The sequence below is a fragment of the Amycolatopsis balhimycina FH 1894 genome, from assembly GCF_000384295.1.
Taxonomy (GTDB): Bacteria; Actinomycetota; Actinomycetes; order Mycobacteriales; family Pseudonocardiaceae; genus Amycolatopsis; species Amycolatopsis balhimycina.
Map to the genome: position 1 here is coordinate 1,795,380 of NZ_KB913037.1, position 17,609 is coordinate 1,812,988.

Annotated in this window: 14 protein-coding genes; 4 read left to right on the forward strand and 10 right to left on the reverse strand. The window is 70.1% G+C overall.

The annotated features are described in order from the left end of the window. Positions 1-55 precede the first annotated feature (55 nt). From A3CE_RS0107280 to A3CE_RS0107315, 9 genes are all read right to left on the reverse strand, one after another. The gene (locus A3CE_RS0107280; RefSeq protein WP_020639416.1) at positions 56-2,452 is read right to left on the reverse strand and encodes a glycoside hydrolase family 32 protein; all 2,397 of its coding nucleotides are present in this window, start codon (positions 2,450-2,452) and stop codon (positions 56-58) included. 214 nt (positions 2,453-2,666) lie between these two features. Further along, positions 2,667-3,722, reverse strand: coding sequence for a cytochrome P450 (locus tag A3CE_RS0107285; protein ID WP_020639417.1), 1,056 nt, complete (start codon positions 3,720-3,722; stop codon positions 2,667-2,669). A 57-nt stretch (positions 3,723-3,779) separates the two neighbouring features. Then, the gene (locus A3CE_RS59765; protein ID WP_221761439.1) at positions 3,780-3,932 is read right to left on the reverse strand and encodes a tryptorubin family RiPP precursor; all 153 of its coding nucleotides are present in this window, start codon (positions 3,930-3,932) and stop codon (positions 3,780-3,782) included. 340 nt (positions 3,933-4,272) lie between these two features. Then, complete coding sequence (locus A3CE_RS0107290) at positions 4,273-5,166, reverse strand: alpha/beta hydrolase (protein WP_026468246.1); 894 nt, start codon at positions 5,164-5,166, stop codon at positions 4,273-4,275. 69 nt (positions 5,167-5,235) lie between these two features. Continuing rightward, positions 5,236-6,498 carry an FAD-dependent oxidoreductase gene (locus A3CE_RS0107295; RefSeq protein WP_020639419.1) on the reverse strand — a complete coding sequence of 421 codons (1,263 nt, stop codon included), beginning with the start codon at positions 6,496-6,498 and terminating at the stop codon, positions 5,236-5,238. A 28-nt stretch (positions 6,499-6,526) separates the two neighbouring features. After that, the gene (locus A3CE_RS0107300) at positions 6,527-7,171 is read right to left on the reverse strand and encodes a maleylpyruvate isomerase family mycothiol-dependent enzyme (RefSeq protein ID WP_020639420.1); all 645 of its coding nucleotides are present in this window, start codon (positions 7,169-7,171) and stop codon (positions 6,527-6,529) included. Next, positions 7,168-8,001 (reverse strand): fumarylacetoacetate hydrolase family protein, encoded by an 834-nt coding sequence (locus A3CE_RS0107305; RefSeq protein WP_020639421.1) that lies wholly within the window; start codon positions 7,999-8,001, stop codon positions 7,168-7,170. The genes A3CE_RS0107300 and A3CE_RS0107305 overlap by 4 nt, the downstream gene beginning before the upstream one ends. Beyond that, positions 7,998-9,155 (reverse strand): cupin domain-containing protein, encoded by a 1,158-nt coding sequence (locus tag A3CE_RS0107310; RefSeq protein ID WP_020639422.1) that lies wholly within the window; start codon positions 9,153-9,155, stop codon positions 7,998-8,000. Before A3CE_RS0107310 ends, A3CE_RS0107305 begins: the two co-directional genes overlap by 4 nt. 75 nt (positions 9,156-9,230) lie before the next feature. Further along, positions 9,231-9,980: an IclR family transcriptional regulator gene (locus tag A3CE_RS0107315; RefSeq protein ID WP_020639423.1), complete on the reverse strand. Its 750-nt coding sequence runs from the start codon at positions 9,978-9,980 to the stop codon at positions 9,231-9,233. Between the two features lie 166 nt (positions 9,981-10,146). Here A3CE_RS0107315 and A3CE_RS0107320 point away from each other — a divergent pair, with 166 nt between their 5' ends. The 4 genes from A3CE_RS0107320 to A3CE_RS0107335 are packed head-to-tail and all read left to right on the forward strand — an operon-like array spanning position 10,147 to position 13,507. Next, the gene (locus tag A3CE_RS0107320; RefSeq protein ID WP_020639424.1) at positions 10,147-11,073 is read left to right on the forward strand and encodes an ABC transporter substrate-binding protein; all 927 of its coding nucleotides are present in this window, start codon (positions 10,147-10,149) and stop codon (positions 11,071-11,073) included. Then, positions 11,070-11,876 carry an ABC transporter permease gene (locus tag A3CE_RS0107325; protein WP_020639425.1) on the forward strand — a complete coding sequence of 269 codons (807 nt, stop codon included), beginning with the start codon at positions 11,070-11,072 and terminating at the stop codon, positions 11,874-11,876. Before A3CE_RS0107320 ends, A3CE_RS0107325 begins: the two co-directional genes overlap by 4 nt. Positions 11,877-11,880: 4 nt before the next feature. Continuing rightward, the gene (locus A3CE_RS0107330) at positions 11,881-12,663 is read left to right on the forward strand and encodes an ABC transporter permease (protein ID WP_020639426.1); all 783 of its coding nucleotides are present in this window, start codon (positions 11,881-11,883) and stop codon (positions 12,661-12,663) included. A gap of 13 nt (positions 12,664-12,676) precedes the next feature. Continuing rightward, complete coding sequence (locus A3CE_RS0107335; RefSeq protein ID WP_020639427.1) at positions 12,677-13,507, forward strand: ABC transporter ATP-binding protein; 831 nt, start codon at positions 12,677-12,679, stop codon at positions 13,505-13,507. Positions 13,508-13,599: 92 nt separating this feature from the next. Here the strand turns inward: A3CE_RS0107335 and A3CE_RS57900 are convergent, their stop codons facing one another. After that, positions 13,600-17,517: a BTAD domain-containing putative transcriptional regulator gene (locus A3CE_RS57900; RefSeq protein WP_051183748.1), complete on the reverse strand. Its 3,918-nt coding sequence runs from the start codon at positions 17,515-17,517 to the stop codon at positions 13,600-13,602. Between the last annotated feature and the right edge of the window lie 92 nt (positions 17,518-17,609).

A 17,609-nucleotide genomic window follows, 5' to 3' on the forward strand; every position in this document is an offset into this window, starting at 1 on the left:
GCGGGCTCGGCAGCCTCAACCGCATTCCTTGCCCTCCACTCGCCACCCCGCGGCCTCAGCCGATCTTGAGGTTCTGCGTGAACACGTTGCCTGCGTAGGCGTTCACCCCGAACAACCCGGACGCGTAGGCCGTGTCCACGGCATCGATGAGCGGGTCGGCGCCGTCGCCCAGCCACACCCGAATCCGCGCGCCGGCGGTCTGCACCCGCACGTGGTAGGTGCGGCCCTCGACGATCGGCGTCGCGCGGGTCGCGATGTCCTGGCCCGGTCGCCAGAGCTTGACCAGGCCCGTGGTGTCGATGGACGCGGTGTAGCCGGCCCCCTCGGGCGTCGCCCGGAAGGTCAGGCCCGCCGCGGTCCCGTTGGTGACCGACAGATCACCTTCGTAGGTGAAGTCCCTTCCGGTGCGGTCGCTGAGGAAGAAGCCATCGCCGGCCGAGCTCCCGCGCAGGCCGGCCGGAGTCGTGGTCCACGTGCCGGCCGCCGCCGTCCACGGCCCGGAGGGGAACGTGGTGAAACCACCGGGGCCGGTGTTCAGGTTCTGGACGGCCGCCACGCCCCCGTACGCGTTCGCGCCGAACCGCCCGGACACGTAGGCGGTATCCGTGGCGTCGATGACCGGGTCGCTGCCGTGGTCGAGCCAGACCCGGATACGCGAGCCGTCCGCCCGCACCCGCAGGTGGTGGGTCTGCCCCTGGGCGATCGGCGCCGCGTACGTCGCGATGTCACGCCCCGGCCGCCAGAGCTTGACCACGCCGCTGCGATCGACGTTCGCCGTGTAGCCGGCCCCCTCGGGCGTCGCCCGGAACGTCAAGCCCGCCGCCTGAGCTGTGTCGAGCCGGATATCGCCCTGGTAGCCGGCATCCGACGCACTGCTCGCGCTCAGGTAGAAGCCGTCTCCGGTGGTCTGCGCCCGCTTGCCGCCGCTCGTGTCGGTCCACGCGCCACCGGCCGCGTGCCACGGACCCGCGAGGGAACTCTCCAAAGTGGACTGGTCGGTTCCCCAGCTCGTGCTCAGCCGGGTGAAGGTCGCGCTGTCGAGGCGCACCTGACCGCCGGTGGCGAAAAGGCGGATGCCCTGGCTGACGGCCGCGGAGTCGAAGCCGACGTTGTCGGCGAGGGAGAACTTCCCGCCGTCGGCGAAGATCTCGAGCTGGCCGCGGTCGACCAGGAGCCGCACGCTGACCTTGTTCCGGTCGGGGGCCAGCGGTTTCCCGTAGAGGGTGCCCGCGTCACGGTCGTACACGACCGTGCGGTCCGCGGTGGCGTCGGTACGGCTGTGCAGTGCGAACCCGAACTGGCGGGCGGTCACTCCGGTCAGGTCGAACGTGGCCGTGATTTCGTAGGTGTCGGCGCGGATCCCGGCGAAGGGGTCGCGCCCGTCCCGCACGATCTCGTTGCGCCACGCCCGGCTGTCGGCGCGCAGCGAATCCAGCTCGGCGACCGGGGTGCGCGTCACTTGAAGGCCGTCGGGCGAGCCCACGAGGGCGAGTGTCGCCGGGAACGTGGCGTTGCCGGTCCAGGTGCTTCCGCGGTTGCCGCCCTGCCACGCCATCTGGACGACGCGGCCGTCCGGTGTGCCGGTGAACGTCTCGGCGGCGTAGAAGGTGCCGCCCGCGTAGGTCGTGCCGAGGTTCATCTTCCTCGGCTGGGGCCGGTCGGTGTGGAAGGTGCGGCCGTCGAACGTGCCGACGACGTAGTCGCTCGACGCCGAAGTGAGCACCCAGTGCGAATCCCCGCCCGCCGGGTCCGGAAGCGGGAACAGGTCGGGACATTCGAAGAGCCAGTCCGCCGCGTACCGGCTGGCGAACGTCCACTTCAGCAGGTTCGGTGAGGTGTAGACGTCGACGCCGTTCCCGCCCTGGTTCGACCAGACCACCATCACCCACTGGCGCCGGGCGGCGTCCCACACCACCTTCGGGTCGCGGCTGTCCGCCGGGATGTCGATCTGCTTGCGCCCCTGGTCGTAGGCCTGGAAGCTGCGGCCGTCGTCGTTGCTGGAGAAGATGCTGACGCCGTCGGTGTTGGAGAACACCACGATCGGGTCGAGTGAGCCGGTCTTGAGCCCCGAAGTGTTCTCCTTGTCGACCACTCCCCCGCCGGAGAACAGCGTGCCCGGGTGCACGCCCGGTTCGAGGGCGATCGGTTTCTGCGTCCAGTGCACCAGATCGGGGCTCGTCGCGTGGCCCCAGTGCATCGTGTCCCACTCCAGGCCGTGCGGGTTGTGCTGGTAGAAGAAGTGGTAGTGCCCGTTCGCGTAGACGAGCCCGGTGGGGTCGTTCATCCAGCCCGACTGCGAGCTGAAGTGGAACTGCCCCCGGAACGGCTCCGAATAGGTGGTGGCCGGGTAGGGGAATTCCGGGTAGTCCCACGCGGTTCCGGCGCTCGCCGGGCCGCCGGGTATGAGGACCGCCACGGCAGCCAGCAGGGCGATCGGCAGGATCCGCTTCACGAGGTCCTCCTCGGCTCGAGCGAGGTGACCTACCTACTTAACACTCCGGCAATGTCGGTCACAACCTTGTCAACGAGACAGAAACAATGTGCACCACGGCGCTCCACCGAATGCGCCACGCGCACGACCTTTTGCGGCGTACGAGTCACTTTGGCGCCTACACGAACCAATTCCGTGAGCCACCGCATCGGCGACCTCGGCCGGGGCGCGACCGTCAGCACTGGCTCCCGCTGTGCCGCGGGCTGACGACCTTCACGTCGGCCAGCTCCAGCAGGCCGTCAAGCTCGACTCGCGCGCGGGTGCGGCGCGGGTCGGGTACCAGACCTTCGGCGCGGACGACGTCGAGCAGGCGGCTGGCCAGCGGCAGCACCAGGTGCCGGCCCCAGCACCGCTCGCTGCCGTGCCCGAACGGCAGGTAGCCGGGGTGGCGGTCGGCGTCGAGCTCGGCCCAGCGCCGCGGCCGGAACTCGTCGGGCGCCTCCCAGAGCTTCGGTGAGCGGTGGCTCAGCAGCGGCAGCAGCAGGACGTCGTCGCCGGGCGTGATGCGGGCGTCGACCTCGGTGAATTCCGGCGAGCGCACGCGCAGGATGTTCCACGACGGCGGCAGCAGCCGGAGCGCTTCGTCGATGATGTGCTCGTTCGGGACGTCGTCGTCGAACGGCGCGCCCAGCCACACGGCGTTGGTCACCAGGGCCGCGACGGTGAAGCAGATCGGCGCGGCGACCCGGCGGTAGAGGTACATCCGGAACCGCCGCTCGGCGAGAGTTTCGGCGGCCAGGACCTGCCGGGCGAGGGTGGACAGCTCCACACCCGGAGCCGGTGGGCGGACCAGCGCGGCGCTGGCGGTGACGGCCGACCACGTCAGCTTCGGCGTCAGCTCCAGGCGGCGGTCGACGAGCACGCGGAACCGGCGGGTCTCCGGCCCGAAGACGAACCGGCGCAGGTAGTCGTGCGGCACGGCCGGCCAGGCGCCGGTGAGGTCGGGACGGTCGGCGGGCCGCTTCAGCGCGGCTCGCACGTCGGCGCCCAGGGCCTGCATGAGGCTCGCGGACTCGGCGCGAGTGACTTCGCGGCCCAGCACCGGCTTGAACGTCGGCCGCTCCTCGGCGCCGGCCGGGCGGGCGCGCAGCACGGCGTCCATCAGCTCCGGGTCGGCGATGCCGATGGTGTCCGGTTCGAGCCGGAAGAGCCTGCCGTCGCGGTGGTCGCGCAGCAGCGCTTCCAGGCGGGGCGCGAAGACGACCGTGCGGTGGGCGGGGACGATGACCACGTTCGGCACTCCTCGAAGGAACAGGCCGGTCCCGGTGACCGGGACCGGCCGCGCTGATCAGATCCAGCCGTACCAGGCGTAGGCCTTCAGGCTCTTCTTGGGAAGCGTTTTCTTGACCAGGCGGACGAGCTTCACCGGATTCCTCCCTAGCTCGGTTGTCAGGATCGCGATCGACTCTAGGCGGGACGGGATCGGTTCAGCACGAAGCACTACACGTTCGGCCCAGGTCTTTCGGTGCGAAATGGGCGCGAGGAAAAACGCAGGTTAAGAGCGTATCTCGGTGAGGTTTTCCGGTGAGTCTGCGATGATCTTGTGGATTGATCGACCGGTCACGTGCGGTCCTCGACGGAGCATCCGTCAGGACCAAAAGGGGGGCGGATCGACCGGCCCGAGCGCAAGCCACTCGCCGCCACCATCACCTGCTGCAAGAAACTCGCCAGCCGGGTGTCGCAGTGATCAACCATGTCGCTGCTGCTGGTTCCCGCTGCCGCCGGTGAAGTTCGGATCGAGGTTCCGCGGGATCGGGAGAGCACGTTCGAGCCGCAGATCGTCAGTCGCCGAGCGCGGTGCGCAAGGTGGTGGCCATCAGATCGATGGCCTGCTTCGCGGCCGGCACCGGGCCGGTGTGGGTGAAGTAGTGGTCGGCACCCTCGAAGACGCGGTGGGTGACCGGGACGCCGGCGGCCTCCAGCGCCTTGGCGTAGGCGTCGCCCTCCTCGCGCAGGCGGTCGTTCTCCGCGGTGATGACCAGGGCGGGCGGAAGTCCGGCGAGGTCGTCGGCCAGCCCTGGGGAGACGAGGGGATTTGCGCGATCGGCGGGGTCCGGAACGTAGGCGTCGGTGAAGATCCGCATGAGCTGAGGGCTGAGCAGCGGCTTGGCGATGAGGGACTGCTTGGTGGCCGGGTCGGCGAGCTGGTCGAGCGGTGCGGAGTCGATGATCTGCAGGCGGGGCGAGAAAGTGCCGCGGTCCCGGGCCAGGCGGCAGACCGCAGCGGTCAGGTTGGCTCCGGCACTGTGTCCGCCCACCGCGAGGCGCGAACCGTCCCAGCCGCCCGCGGACCCGTTCCCGGCGACCCACGCGGTGACGTCGTACGCCTGGGTGACGGGTACGGGGAACGTCCGCTGCGGGGCGACGGCGTAGTCCACGTTGATCACGATGCAGCCGGCCGTGGCGGCGATGGAGCGGCAGAGGTGGTCGTCCTGCTCCGGGCGGGCGACCACGAACCCGCCGCCGTGGAAGTTGACGTACACGGGAGCGAGGGATCCGGTCGTGGCGGTCGGGTGGTAGACGGTGCAGGTCACCGGTCCGGCACCGGTCTCCACCCGGAGGATGTCGGTGCGCTTCGGGACGTCGGTGAAGCGCAGGTCCTGGTGCACGCGGGTCATCATGCGGCCGAGCAGCAGCTGGATGCCTCGGGCCTGGACTCTCGAGCTGAACGCCATGACGTGGTCCACTTCTTCGAAGTTGGATATCAGGTTCCCTGATAAGTCCGGAAAAGGCAACAGGCTCTTTCAGTCGTTCACCGAGTCCAGCGGGATCGTCGGGTAGAGCTCCGGTTCCTGGTCGGGTGTCAGTGCCGTGGGGCCGTAGACCCAGTCGGTGAAGGAGTAGTCGTAAGTGTCGCGGGAGCGCAGCAATGTGTTGCGCTGCAGCCGTTTGAGCCCTTCGAGGTGCCAGAGTTCGCCCCAGGCGCGCGCGGCGAGGACGACCCGGCGGCAGTGTTCGGGGCGGACGGCTTCGTAGGCCCCGAGGGCCTTGTCCCAGTCGACGCCGGAGGACTGCCCGGACCGGCGGGCCTGCTGGGCGCCGACGTGTTCGGCCAGGACCCAGCCGTCCTCGATGGCCATGACGGCACCCTGGGCCATGTACTGCAGCGGTGGGTGGGCGGCGTCGCCGAGCAGGGCGATCCGGCCGCTGACCCAGTTCATGATCGGGTCGCGGTCGAACATGCGCCACCAGCGGTCGCGCCACATCAGCGGCAGGCCCTTCCGGATCTGGGGGCACATGCCGTCGAAGGCCCGGTCGAGTTCGTCGGGGGTGCCCCAATGCTCTTCGCCGGCCAGTGCCTTCGGTGACTCGAAGACGGCGACCTGGTTGAACATCCGGCCGCCGCGCAGGGGGTACTGCACGAAGTGGCAGCGCGGTCCGATGTAGACGACGACGTCCTTCTCGTGCACGTCGTTGGTGCGCACCTGGTCGAACGGGACCGCGCCGCGGTAGGCGACGTAGGCGGAGTTGACGGGTTCGTCGTGGACCAGCAGGGTGCGGGCGACCGAGTGGAGGCCGTCGGCGGCGATGACGGTCTCGGCTTCGTCGGTGCGGCCGCCGGCGAAGGTGACGCGCGCGCCGCCGGGGGTGTTGCCGTACGACACGCAGTGCGCGTCCGTGACGAGTTCGACGCCCGCGCGCTCGCAGGCGCGCAGGAAGATGCCGAGCAGGTCGCTGCGGTGGATCACCATGTACGGGAAGCCGTAGCGGCGCTGAAGGTCCTTCAGGTTCAGGCGGGTCAGCTCTTCGGCGTCGACCGCGTCCTTCATGACCATGTGTTCGGGCAGCACGCCCAGCGCGACGGTCTCCCGGAGGAGCCCGTAGTCGTCGAGGATGCGGGTGCAGTTGGGCGCGATCTGCAGGCCGGCGCCGACCTCGCCGAACTCCGCCGCCTTCTCGTAGAGGCGCACCCGGAGGCCCTTGCGGGTGAGGGCCAGCGCGGCGGAGAGGCCGCCGATTCCGCCGCCGATCACGAGGACGTCGGGCCGGTGCGTGGCTGAGCTCATGTCGGTCTCCTCGGTGACTGAAGGGTGGTCACAGCCACGCGGGCAGGGGCGCGGCGGGGAGGCCTTCGGGGGTGGTCACGCCCGTGTGCGGGCGGCCGGCGAGGTAGGCGGTGACCTCGGCCGGGCTGCCATGGACCGTGGGGACGTTGTCTCGCCCGCGCTTGGCGAGGATGTCTTCGCGGAGCTCGGCGAGGAACCGCTCCGGAAGGTCGGCGAACCGCACTCCGGTACCGAGGTCGACGGCGTGCACCATGACCTCCCTGCCGCGCATCCACGGAGTCTCGCTCGCCGGCACGGCCCGTCCCTGTGCCGTGACCACCTCGGCCCGCCACTGCTGCTCGGTCAGTCCGGCCAGCGCGGTGGCGAGGGTCTGCGCGGACTCCTCGAACCACGCGGTGAGCCGGTCGCCGGGCAGCCTGGCCCCCGACGCGATGACGGCGGTGCGCTGCTCCGGTGAGCTGTACATCGGGGTCGGCTCGCCGGTGCGAGCCCAGTGGACGAGGTTGCCGATGGCCTCGGCGTTGCCGGCCAGGTGGGCCGCGACGTGCTTGCGGGTCCAGCCGGGGAGCAGCGAGGGGGCGTCGTACGACGTCTCGTCGAGGCCGGCGAGGGCTTTCCGGACGAGTTCGGTGCCCTCGGCCACCCAGGCCAGCGTCGTCTCGAGGGTTCTCATCGCTCGCCCTCCGCCACGACGCGGTTCTCCAGCCTGCCCAAGCCCTCGATCTCCGTGACGACCGTGTCGCCCTCTTGCAGGAAGACCTGCGGCTTGCGGGCGTGGCCGACGCCGCCGGGGGTGCCGGTGGCGATGATGTCGCCGGGGTTGAGGCGGATCATCGTGGAGACGTAGCGGACCAGGTCGACCGGGTCGAAGAGCAGGTCGCCGGTGTTGTCCTGCTGCATGACCTGGCCGTTGACCTCGCAGCGGATGCCGAGTGCGGGGCGCGGGCCGGTTTCGTCGGAGGTGACGAGGTACGGGCCGACCGGTGTGGTGGAGTCCCAGTTCTTGCCCTGCAGCCACTCACGGGTGCGGAACTGCCAGTCGCGGCAGGTGATGTCGTTGAGGACGGTGAATCCCGCGATGGCCGCCGCGGCCTCGGCGTCGCCGGCCCGCCGGACCTGCCGTCCGATGACGACCGCGAGTTCGGCCTCCCAGTCGAACTGCCCGGTTTCGGCCGGGCGCCGGATGGGGTCGTGGGCGCCGATGAGGGTGTCGGCGAACTTGCTGAAGAGGGTGGGGTGTTCGGGCAGGTCGCGGCCCATCTCCTTGATGTGCTGGACGTAGTTCAGGCCGACGCAGACCACCTTGCCGGGGCGGGGGACGAGTGGGGCGAACTCCGCGTCGGCGGCGGAGTGACTCGGGCCGTCGGCGGTCTTCGCGGCCGCCAGGCCCCCGGGCGACGCCAGGACGGCCCCCACATCGGGAAAGCCGAGGTCGACCAGCGCATCGCCCTCGAGGCGGACGGCGGCGGTACGGCCGTCGAGACGGATGGTGGCGAGCTTCATGACGCGTGCTTCTCCTCGGTGTGGGCGCGGAACAGGTTGAGCTTGGTGAACAGGGGCGCGTCACTGAACTGGAACAGGTCCAGCGCCCCGGAGTCGGAGTCGGAGGGCGACGCCTCCGACCGGATCGACAGCGGCACCCAGGACGGGACGACGAAGAGGTCGCCTCGCGTGACCGACCAGGAGAAGTCGCCCACGGTCACCCGGCCCGCGCCGTCGAACACCTGGTACACCGACGACCCCGTCTCGCGGCGCGGCGCGGTCTCCGCCCCGCTGCGGATGCGGTGGAACTGCGCCCGGATGGTCGGCAGCACGTCGCTCGCGGTGGTGGGGTTGGTGTAGCGCACCAGCGCATGCCCGGGCTCGACGGTGGCGGGGTGGCCCTCGCGTTCCAGCTGAAGCTGGTCGGTCAGGGCGGCATCGGTGTCCTCCCAGCGGTAGCGGAGCAGCGGACTGCCCTCACGGAGGCCGACCTGCGACACCGGCACCAGTCCCGGGTGGCCCCACAGCCGCTCGGCGCGCGAGCGGTCGGGCGTCGCGTGCTCCTCCTCCGACAGCTCCTCCCGGCCGAAGTCGAAGAACTGCGCCTCGACGTCGTACTGGAAGGGAATGTCCAGGCCGTCGATCCAGGCCATCGGCTCCGCGGCCGCGTTGTGGTGGGCGTGCCAGTGCAGGCCCGCTTGCGGCAGGAAGTCACCGCGGCGCATGGGCACCGGGTCGCGCTCCACGACGGTCCACACGCCCTCGCCCTCGACGACGAACCGGAAGGCGTTCTGCGTGTGCCGGTGCTCGGGCGCGTCCTCGCCGGGCATCAGGTACTGGATCGCGGCCCACAGCGTCGGCGTGGCGTACGGCCGGCCCGCCAGGCTCGGGTTCGCCAGTGCGATGGCGCGCCGCTCGCCGCCGCGGCCGACGGGGACCAGGTCGCCGGACCGGCCCGCCAGGTCGAGCAGCGTCTGCCACTCCCAGCGGTGGGGCTGCGCCTTCGACTGGGGGTGGCCGGGCATCAGGTCGCCGATGCGCGTCCACAGCGGCACCAGCAGCGCCTTCTCGAAGCCCCGGTAGAGGTCCTCCAGCTCGGGGGTGACCGGCGGCTGGCCAGGCCGGTCCTCGGCGGTCAGGGTGACGGGAGAGACGACGTCGTCCGGTTCGGTCATGACCCGACCGTGCGCCGCCTGCCGCTGTCTGGAACAGGAGATTCTGACTGGCAGAACGTGTGCCCGGGTTCCTGCTCACAGCCGAGCGGAGATGGCCTCCGTCGCGATGGTGAGAGACCTGACGATCTCCGTCATCCGGTGCGGTGTGTAGCGCACACTCGGCATGGCCACCGACACGGCGGCAACCGTGTCGCCCTCGGGGCCGGTCACCCCGCGCCCGACGGCGACGACCCCGCGTTCGGATCGCTCCAGGTTGAGGGCCACGCCGCTGTGCCGTACCGAACGCAGTTCGCCGCGTAGCTGCGGCAGGTCGGGCCGCTCCTCGGCCGGGTCGGCGGGGAGAGGCTCGTAGAGCGCCGCCAGTTCCTCATCCGTGAGTGCGGCCAGCATGACCAGACCGCCGGTCACCTGGTGTGCGGGGAAGACCATGCCCTCGCGGCTGCCGACCCGCAGCGTCTGGGAACACTCGACCGAGGCGATGAAGCGCACGGTCCGGCCGGTCCGGATCTGCAGAGTCGCGGTCTCGTCCAGAGCGTCGACCAGGGTCTGCAACGGGCCGAGGGCGGCGGCCCGGACGACCGCGACGTTCGACTGCGTCTTGGCGGCGATCTCCAGGACGGGGCCGGCGCGGTAGCTGCGGTCCTCGTTCTGGACCGCGAAGTCCCGGTAGACGAGGGTGGAGAGCAGCCGATGGGCGCTGGAGCGGGCCACCCCGAGCCGCCGAGCCGCCTCGGACACCGTGAGCGGGCCCTCGACCTGGAGGGTCACCGCCAGCTGCAACGCATGGTCCACGCTCGTCACGCCGTAGGCCGGCGGCTGCTTCATGGTTTTGGCCACGGGCGACTGTGCGCACGCGCCCACTGTTCTGTCAAGCAGAATCTGCTGTTCCCGAGAAGCCTCCGCGGCGCACCGTGTGCGCACTGCACACCAACTCGTTCTTTGTCAGGAGACGCCCATGCAACGGTGCATTGTGGGGCTTGCGGTAGCCGTGGTGACCGTCGTCGGTGCGGCCGGATGCGCCGCGGGCGGCGGTTCGCCACAGGAGTCCGGGGGCAAGACACAGGTCAAAGTCGGCGTCATCCCGATCGTCGATGTGGCGCCGCTCTACCTGGGGCAGGAGAAGGGGTTCTTCCGCGACCGCGGCATCGATCTCAAGATGGAAAGCGCCCAGGGCGGCGCCGCGATCATCCCGGGTGTGGTGAGCGGCCAGTTCCAGATCGGGTTCAGCAACGTCACCTCGCTGATGATCGCGCAGAGCAAGGGGCTGCCGATCAAGTCGGTGGCCAACGGCGTGGCCACCACCGGCGACGAGAAGGCCGACAGCAGCGGGGTGGTCGTCAAGAAGGACAGTGCGATCAAGTCCGCCAAGGACCTCGTCGGCAAGACGGTGGCGGTGAACACCCTGCAGAACATCGGCGACACCACGGTCCGCGAGGTGGTCCGCAAGGACGGCGGGGACCCTGCCCAGGTCAAGTTCGTGGAAATGGCGTTCGATCAGATGCCGGCGGCCGTGGCCGGCGGGCAGGTCGACGCCGCGTGGGAAGTGGAACCCGCACTGACGATCACGAAGAAGCAGGGCGCCCGCGTCGTCGCCGCACCGTTCACCGGGACGGACCCGAACCTCACCGTTGCCACGTACTTCGCCGCCACGAAGCTCGTCAAGGAGAACCCCGACCTGGTCAAGAGGTTCACCGAGGCGATGACCGCATCGCTCGGCTACGCCTCCGGGCACCCGGACGAGGCACGGCAGATCCTCACCAAGTACACCAAGATCAGCGGTGACGTGCTCACGGACCTGACGCTGCCCAAGTGGCCGGCGAAGATCGACCGAGCCTCCCTGGAGAAGCTGGCCGCTCTCGGGGAGAAGGACGGTATTTTCGGCGGCAAGAAGCCCGACCTGAACGCCCTGTTCTCATGACGCACCCGGAGGCGACCGGCACGAGGAACCGTGGCCCGGGCACCGTCACCGCGCTGCGCGGGCTGGCCGGCCTGGCCGGTCTGCTGGCGGTCCTGGAGGTGCTGCCCCACACCGGCGTGGTCTCGGCCGACTACTTTCCGCCCGCGTCGGAGATCGTGCGCACGCTGGGGCAGCTGCTCGCCGAGAACGCGTTCTGGACGGCGCTCGGGGACACGCTGACCGGGTGGGGACTGGGCCTGGCCATCGCGGTCGTGGGCGGGGTCGTGGCGGGTGTGGTGATCGGCTCGATCCCCGTGCTGCGGGCGGTGACCGCCTCCACCATCGAGTTCCTGCGCCCGATCCCGTCGGTGGCCCTGATCCCGGTGGCGGTGCTGCTCTACGGCACCGACGTGGAGTCGACGCTGCTGCTGGTGGTGTATGCCTCCCTCTGGCCGGTGCTCGTCCAGGTGCTGGCCGGCACACACGACGTCGACCCGGTCGCGGACGACACCGCCCGCAGCTACCTGCTCGGCCGCTGGGGGCGGGTGCGGTACGTCCTGTGGCCGACCGCGCTGCCGTACGTGATGACGGGCGTCCGGCTGGCGGCCGCCGTGGCGCTCGTCCTGGCGATCACCGCGGAACTCGTCATCGGCTCGCCCGGCCTGGGCCACGAGATCGCCGTCGCCCAGAACTCCGGTGCCGTATCACGGGTGTACGCCCTGGTGCTGGTCACCGGGCTGCTCGGAGTCGTGATCAACCTGGTCGTGCGGGCCGTCGAGCGGCGGGCGCTGCACTGGCACCAGTCCCAGCGCAGGGAGGGATGACTCGATGACCGTCCTGTCAGCGGGCCGGCGGATCCTGCTTCTGCTGGGTCTGCCCGCCGTTCTCTTCGCCGTGTGGTGGTTCGCCACCGCCGGCAGCGATGACTTCTACTTCCCGCCGCTGTCCGCCATTCTCCAGAAGTTCGCCGAGGTCTGGACGGGCGACCGGCTGACGTCCGACATCCTGCCCAGCCTCCTGCGGCTGACGGCGGGCTACGTCCTTGCCATCGTCATCGGCGTCGGACTCGGCCTCCTGGTCGGGATGAGCCGCGTCGTACGGGACGTCCTGGAGCCCATGCTGGAGCTCTTCCGGGCCATCCCGCCACCCGTGCTCGTCCCCGTGATCATGCTGTTCGCGGGCATCGGCGACACCATGAAGATCCTGGTCATCGTCAGCGGCTGCGTCTGGCCGATCCTGCTCAACACGGTGGAGGGCGTCCGCGCCGTCGACGAGGTACTCGACGACACCTGCCGCTCGTACGGCATCACCGGCCCGTCCCGCCTGGGCCACCTCGTGCTGCGCTCGGCCAGCCCGCAGATCATCACGGGCATGCGGCAGTCGCTGTCGATCGGGATCATCCTGATGGTCATCAGCGAGATGTTCGCCGCCAGCAACGGACTGGGCTTCACCATCGTGCAGTTCCAGCGCACGTTCGCCATCCCCGAGATGTGGAGCGGCGTCCTGCTGCTCGGTCTGCTCGGTTTCGTCCTGTCGCTGGTCTTCCGGTTCGCCGAGAACCGGGCCCTGGCTTGGTACCACGGCCTGCGCCGTGCCCAGCGCAATGTCTGAGAAGGAGACGTCGATGCTCGACGTACGCTACCTGAACAAGATCTACACCGGACGCAACCGCACCGTCGAGGCGCTGCGCAGTCTCAGCTTCCACATCGGCGCCGGTGAACTGGTGTGCCTGGTCGGCCCGTCCGGCTGCGGCAAGACCACCCTGCTCAAGTGCATGGCCGGACTGCTGACCCCCACCGGCGGCGAGGTGCTGCTGGACGGCTGCCCGGTCAGCGGGCCGCCGCCCGGCATGGCAGTGGTCTTCCAGGAGTACGGCCGCTCCCTGTTCGCCTGGATGAACGTGCGCGACAACGTCGCCCTCCCGCTGCGCCGCAAGAAGCTCGGCAAGGCACGCGAGAAGGAACTCGTCGACCACGCTCTGGAGGTGGTCGGCCTGGCGGAGGCCCATCGCGCCTACCCCTGGCAGCTTTCCGGCGGTATGCAGCAGCGCGTCGCCATCGCCCGCGCCGTCGCCTACGAGCCGAAAGTGCTGCTCATGGACGAGCCCTTCGCGGCGGTCGACGCGCAGACCCGCGCCGATCTGGAGGACCTCATCCGGCGGTTGTGGCACGAGCTGGGCGTCACCGTCCTGTTCGTCACCCACGACATCGACGAGGCGGTCTACCTCGGCCAGCGCACGATCATCCTGTCGAAGTCGCCGACCGTGGTGCAGGAGGACCTGACCATCGACCTGCCCGACGAGCGCGACCAGTTGCACACCCGCTCCAGCGCCCGCTTCGCCGAACTGCGCGCGCACGTCTACGAACAGATCCAGCGCGCCAAGCACCACAGCGGCGACACCCCCACGAATCCCCAACAGAGTCACAGCGTGCACAAGTTCGAACGCAGCCTATGAATCTTCTTCGCCCGCGTATCCGAGGCGACAGTCCCGGCATCGGTCCGCTGCCCGGCTCCCTTGACGCCGCCCGCCGATCAGGGTCGTGATCCTCAACCTGGCACGTGAGCGGGACCCGGCTGCGCGCACCAGGTGCCTGCCGCGTCGAGGCACGCGGTGAAGGCCGTGGGGTGCCACACCTTGGCCGGCCGGTTGGCCGGTGCGGGATCGAGGTTCACCGTGGTGGCCGGCGCGACGAAGCCGACCGGCACGGGCAGCCCGTGCGTGCGCCGGGTCTGGTTCCAGCGGATGATCAGACGTCGGCTGGCCTCGATGTCACCGAGGTCGGCCGCGATGAGGGCCGCGCACAGCGGGGCGGCGAAGGTGTGCTTGAAGTCCGACCGGCCGCGGGCACTCAGCAGGATGCCGTGCAGGGTGTGGCGGGCGGTCGTGGGGTCGCCGCATTGTCGTTGCGCCTCGGCCAGCAGGATCTGCAGCGGTACGAACCGCGAGGTCAGCAGCGGTTGCGCAGTGTTCAGCGTGGTCAACGCCTCGTCGAGGAAGCGTCGTGCCCGGTCGGGTTCCTGGCTTACCAGGTAGTGGGAGGCGATCACCCGGCGTGGAGCGGCTTGCTCCGCGGCGTGGGTGACGCTGCCGGCCAGGCCGATGAGGTCATCGATCAGCGCCGTCGCATAGGTGAGGTCACCGAGGCCGAGCAGGGCCTCGACCATCACGGTGAGCTTCGCGGCCATCGAGGAGCTGCTGAGTTCGAGCTCGCACCGGTCGTAGGCCGCACCGATTTCCAACGTTCGCGGGTAGCGGCCCCAGGTGTTCATCGTGCTGCCGGCGGAATTGAACACCATCCGGGCGTCGTCGCTGTTCGGCCAATCCAGCGCGGCAGCGACCGCGGGCTCCACGTCGTCCAGCACAGAGGGGTCGAGCGCGAGCATCTTGGCGTTGAGCACGCCCGCCCGCGCCTCGAGATGTTCGCGACGCCGGTGGGTGGCCAGCTCGTCGACCACCGGGCACAACAGCGTCAGGCTGCCGGGAATGTTGCCGAACATCTTGACGACGAGCCCGCGGTGGAACCGCAGCAGCGCGCGGATCTCGGGGCGGGCGGCCAGGCCGGGCAGGGCCAGCATCCGCTGCAGCCACGCGCGTCCCTCGGTGAGATAACCCTTGTTCACCAACCAGAAATCGAATGACTTGGCGACGATCTCGGCCGCGTCGAGCCCATGGCCGGTATCGAGGCCGAACTGCAGGCATTGGCGCAGGTTCGCCGCGTCCGGCTCCATGGCCTCCCACCTCAGCTCGCGATCGGAGTAGCGGGGCAGCCGGTCGATCTCCCTGGTGAGCGCGAGCCACCGATCGAGGTGGCGGCGCATCGTGGTTTCGAACTCCCCAAGGCCGGCGAGCCGGGATCCGGCGAACGTCCGAATCACGTTGAGCAGCCGGTACCGTCGGATCCCGGCCACGTCGTACGGCTGCACGAGCGAGCGATCGACAAGCGCGGCGAGTTTCGCCGCGACCGTGCCGGACCGCAGCGGCGCGAACCCACACACCTCTCCGGCGTCCGCGGCGGTGAACCCGGCTGCGAACACCGACATCCGGGCGAAGAGGCGCTGCTGATCGGGCGGCAGCAGCCGGAAGGACCAGTCGAGGGTCGCGTCCAGGGTCGTGTGCCGCGAGTCACCACTCGACGATGTGCGAAACAGCAGCGTCAAGTCGCGGCCGACTCGCTCGACGAGTTCGGGCAACGGGAAGGTGCGAGCCCGGGCCGCAACGAGTTCGAGCGCCAGCGGCAGCCCATCGAGCCTGCGGCACAGTTCCGCAACGTGGTCGACGTCCGCGCCGGTGATGGTGATCGATGGCGCGGCGCGGTGGACACGTTCGGCGAAAAGCTCGACCGACGGGACGCCCAGCACAACCCCGTCCGGTGCACCGGGTACCGGAACGGGCAGCGGCTCCAGAGCGAACACGGCCTCGCCCGGTACGCCGAGCGGCTGCCGGGAAGTCGTCAGCACGACCAGATCGGGGCAAGTACTCAACATCCAGGTCACCAAGTCCGCGACGTCGCCGACGAGGTGCTCACAGCTGTCGAGCACCAGCAGCCGCGGTCCGGCCGCGAGCGCCCGCTCGACAGCCGCGTACGCGCCGTCGAGGTCGTCCCCACCATCGCCGGCGCGGAGCAGTGCGGCCAGGGCGTGCACGACCTGTTCGACCGACCTGACCGTGGCAAGGGCCAACGCGAGGCCGGCCAGCTGCCTCCGGCATGCTGATTCGTACGCGACATTCACCGCCAGCGCCGTCTTGCCACAACCACCGGCCCCGGTCACCGTGACCAGACGTTCGCGGTCGAGAAGTGCGGCCAACCGGGCCGAGTCGCCGCCGCGCCCGACCAGCCGGGTGAGGTGCGGGCGCAGACCGACCCAGTCCTGCTCGACAGGGGACGGCGGCGACACCCTGCCGTCGGCCACTTCCCCGTCGATCGAGCGCTGCACGACCAGGTCTCGCGCGTTTCGCAGGGCAGGGTACTCAACGGTCGGTGGTGTTGGCGGGGTTGCGGCAAGGACCCGCGCATAGACATCGGCGGCAACCTCGGCCAGCGAGCTGCCGGGGCGGGTCGCGGCATGGCGGGCGGCAATCGACAAGGCCGGCGGGTAGCCGCCGCACAACTCGACCAGCTCGTCGACCGCATCGGGCTCGGCAGCCACCCGGTCGGCGCCCAAGCGTGCGGACAGCAGGGCGCAGGCCTCGGCGCGGGACAGGACGTCCAGCTGCAGGTGGCGGGCGCCGTGCCGGTCGATCAAGGAGGCGAGCCTGGTGCGGCCGGTGACCAGCACGGTGCACGTCGGACCACCAGGCAGCAGCGGGATCACCTGGTCGGCGGTGGCGGCGTTGTCCAGCACCACCAGCACCCCCCGCCCCGCGACCAGGCTCCGGTACAGCGCTGCTCTGGCGTCCAGGTCGGCAGGAATGCGGTCCGGGGCGACACCCAGTGCGGTGAGGAAGCCGAACAGCGCCGTGCCGGGCGCGACGGGCCGTTCAGTGGGATCGAACCCGTGCAGGTCCACGAACAGCTGCCCGTCCGCGAACCGGTCCAAATGGCGGTGCGCCCACGCCAGGGCCAGCCAGGTCTTGCCGATCCCGCCGGCCCCGCCGATCGCCGCGATCAGCACTGTGCCGGACGTTTCGGCCAGTGTCTCGTCCAGCAGCGTCAGTTCGGCGGTGCGGCCCGTGAACACTGGGGGCGCAGGCAGTTGCCGCGGCACGTCAGGCGCGGCGAGGTGAGCAAGCGCAGGGTCCGTGTTCAGGATTCGCCGGTGCAGGTCGCGCAGTTCCCGACTCGGATCGGCACCCACCTCGTCGGCCAAGCGTGCGCGGATGCCGTCGAATCGCAGGAGTGCCTCGGCTTGGCGGCCGTTGCGGTACAAGGCGAGCATCAACTGCCTGGCGACCCGTTCGTCCAGCGGATGCGCATCTGCTCGCTCGGCCAGCTCGGCGCACAAGGCCGCATGGCTACCCTGCGCGAACGCCAGGTCCACGCGGTCGAGGTCGGCGGCGAACCGCTCCCGTGTCAGGCTTTCACGGACAGCGGCGATCCATGGCGTGTCCAGCCCGTCGAAAACCTCGCCCTGCCACAGCCTGGCTGCCTCCTCCAGCAACACCAGCGCCCGCGCCCCGCTCCGCCCGCGTGCCCGCTTCACCAACAGGCGGAACCGATGCAGGTCCACTGTCTCCGGATCCACCTGCAGGACGTATCCGCCGCCCTGCCGCACGATGGCGGCTTCGCCCGCCAGCACACGCCGCAGCCGGGACACGTAGTTGCTCGCCACCTGCCGTGCCTTGTGGGGCAACCGCTCCGCCCACACCCGGTCCAGCAGTTGCTCCACCGTGACGACCCGGTTCGCCTCCACCAGCAGCACCGCCAGCACACACCGCTGCCGCGCGTGACCAACCTCCACCAACCGATCGTCGACCCGCAACTCGACCGGCCCGAGCACCCGCAGCTCTACCGCCACGATGCCCACCTCCCCCGTACCCCTTACTACTCCGCCTCCCCCCGTCTGGCCACCGCTGACCAGGCGATTGCCAGAACGCGGTGTGGTCATGACGAACCGGG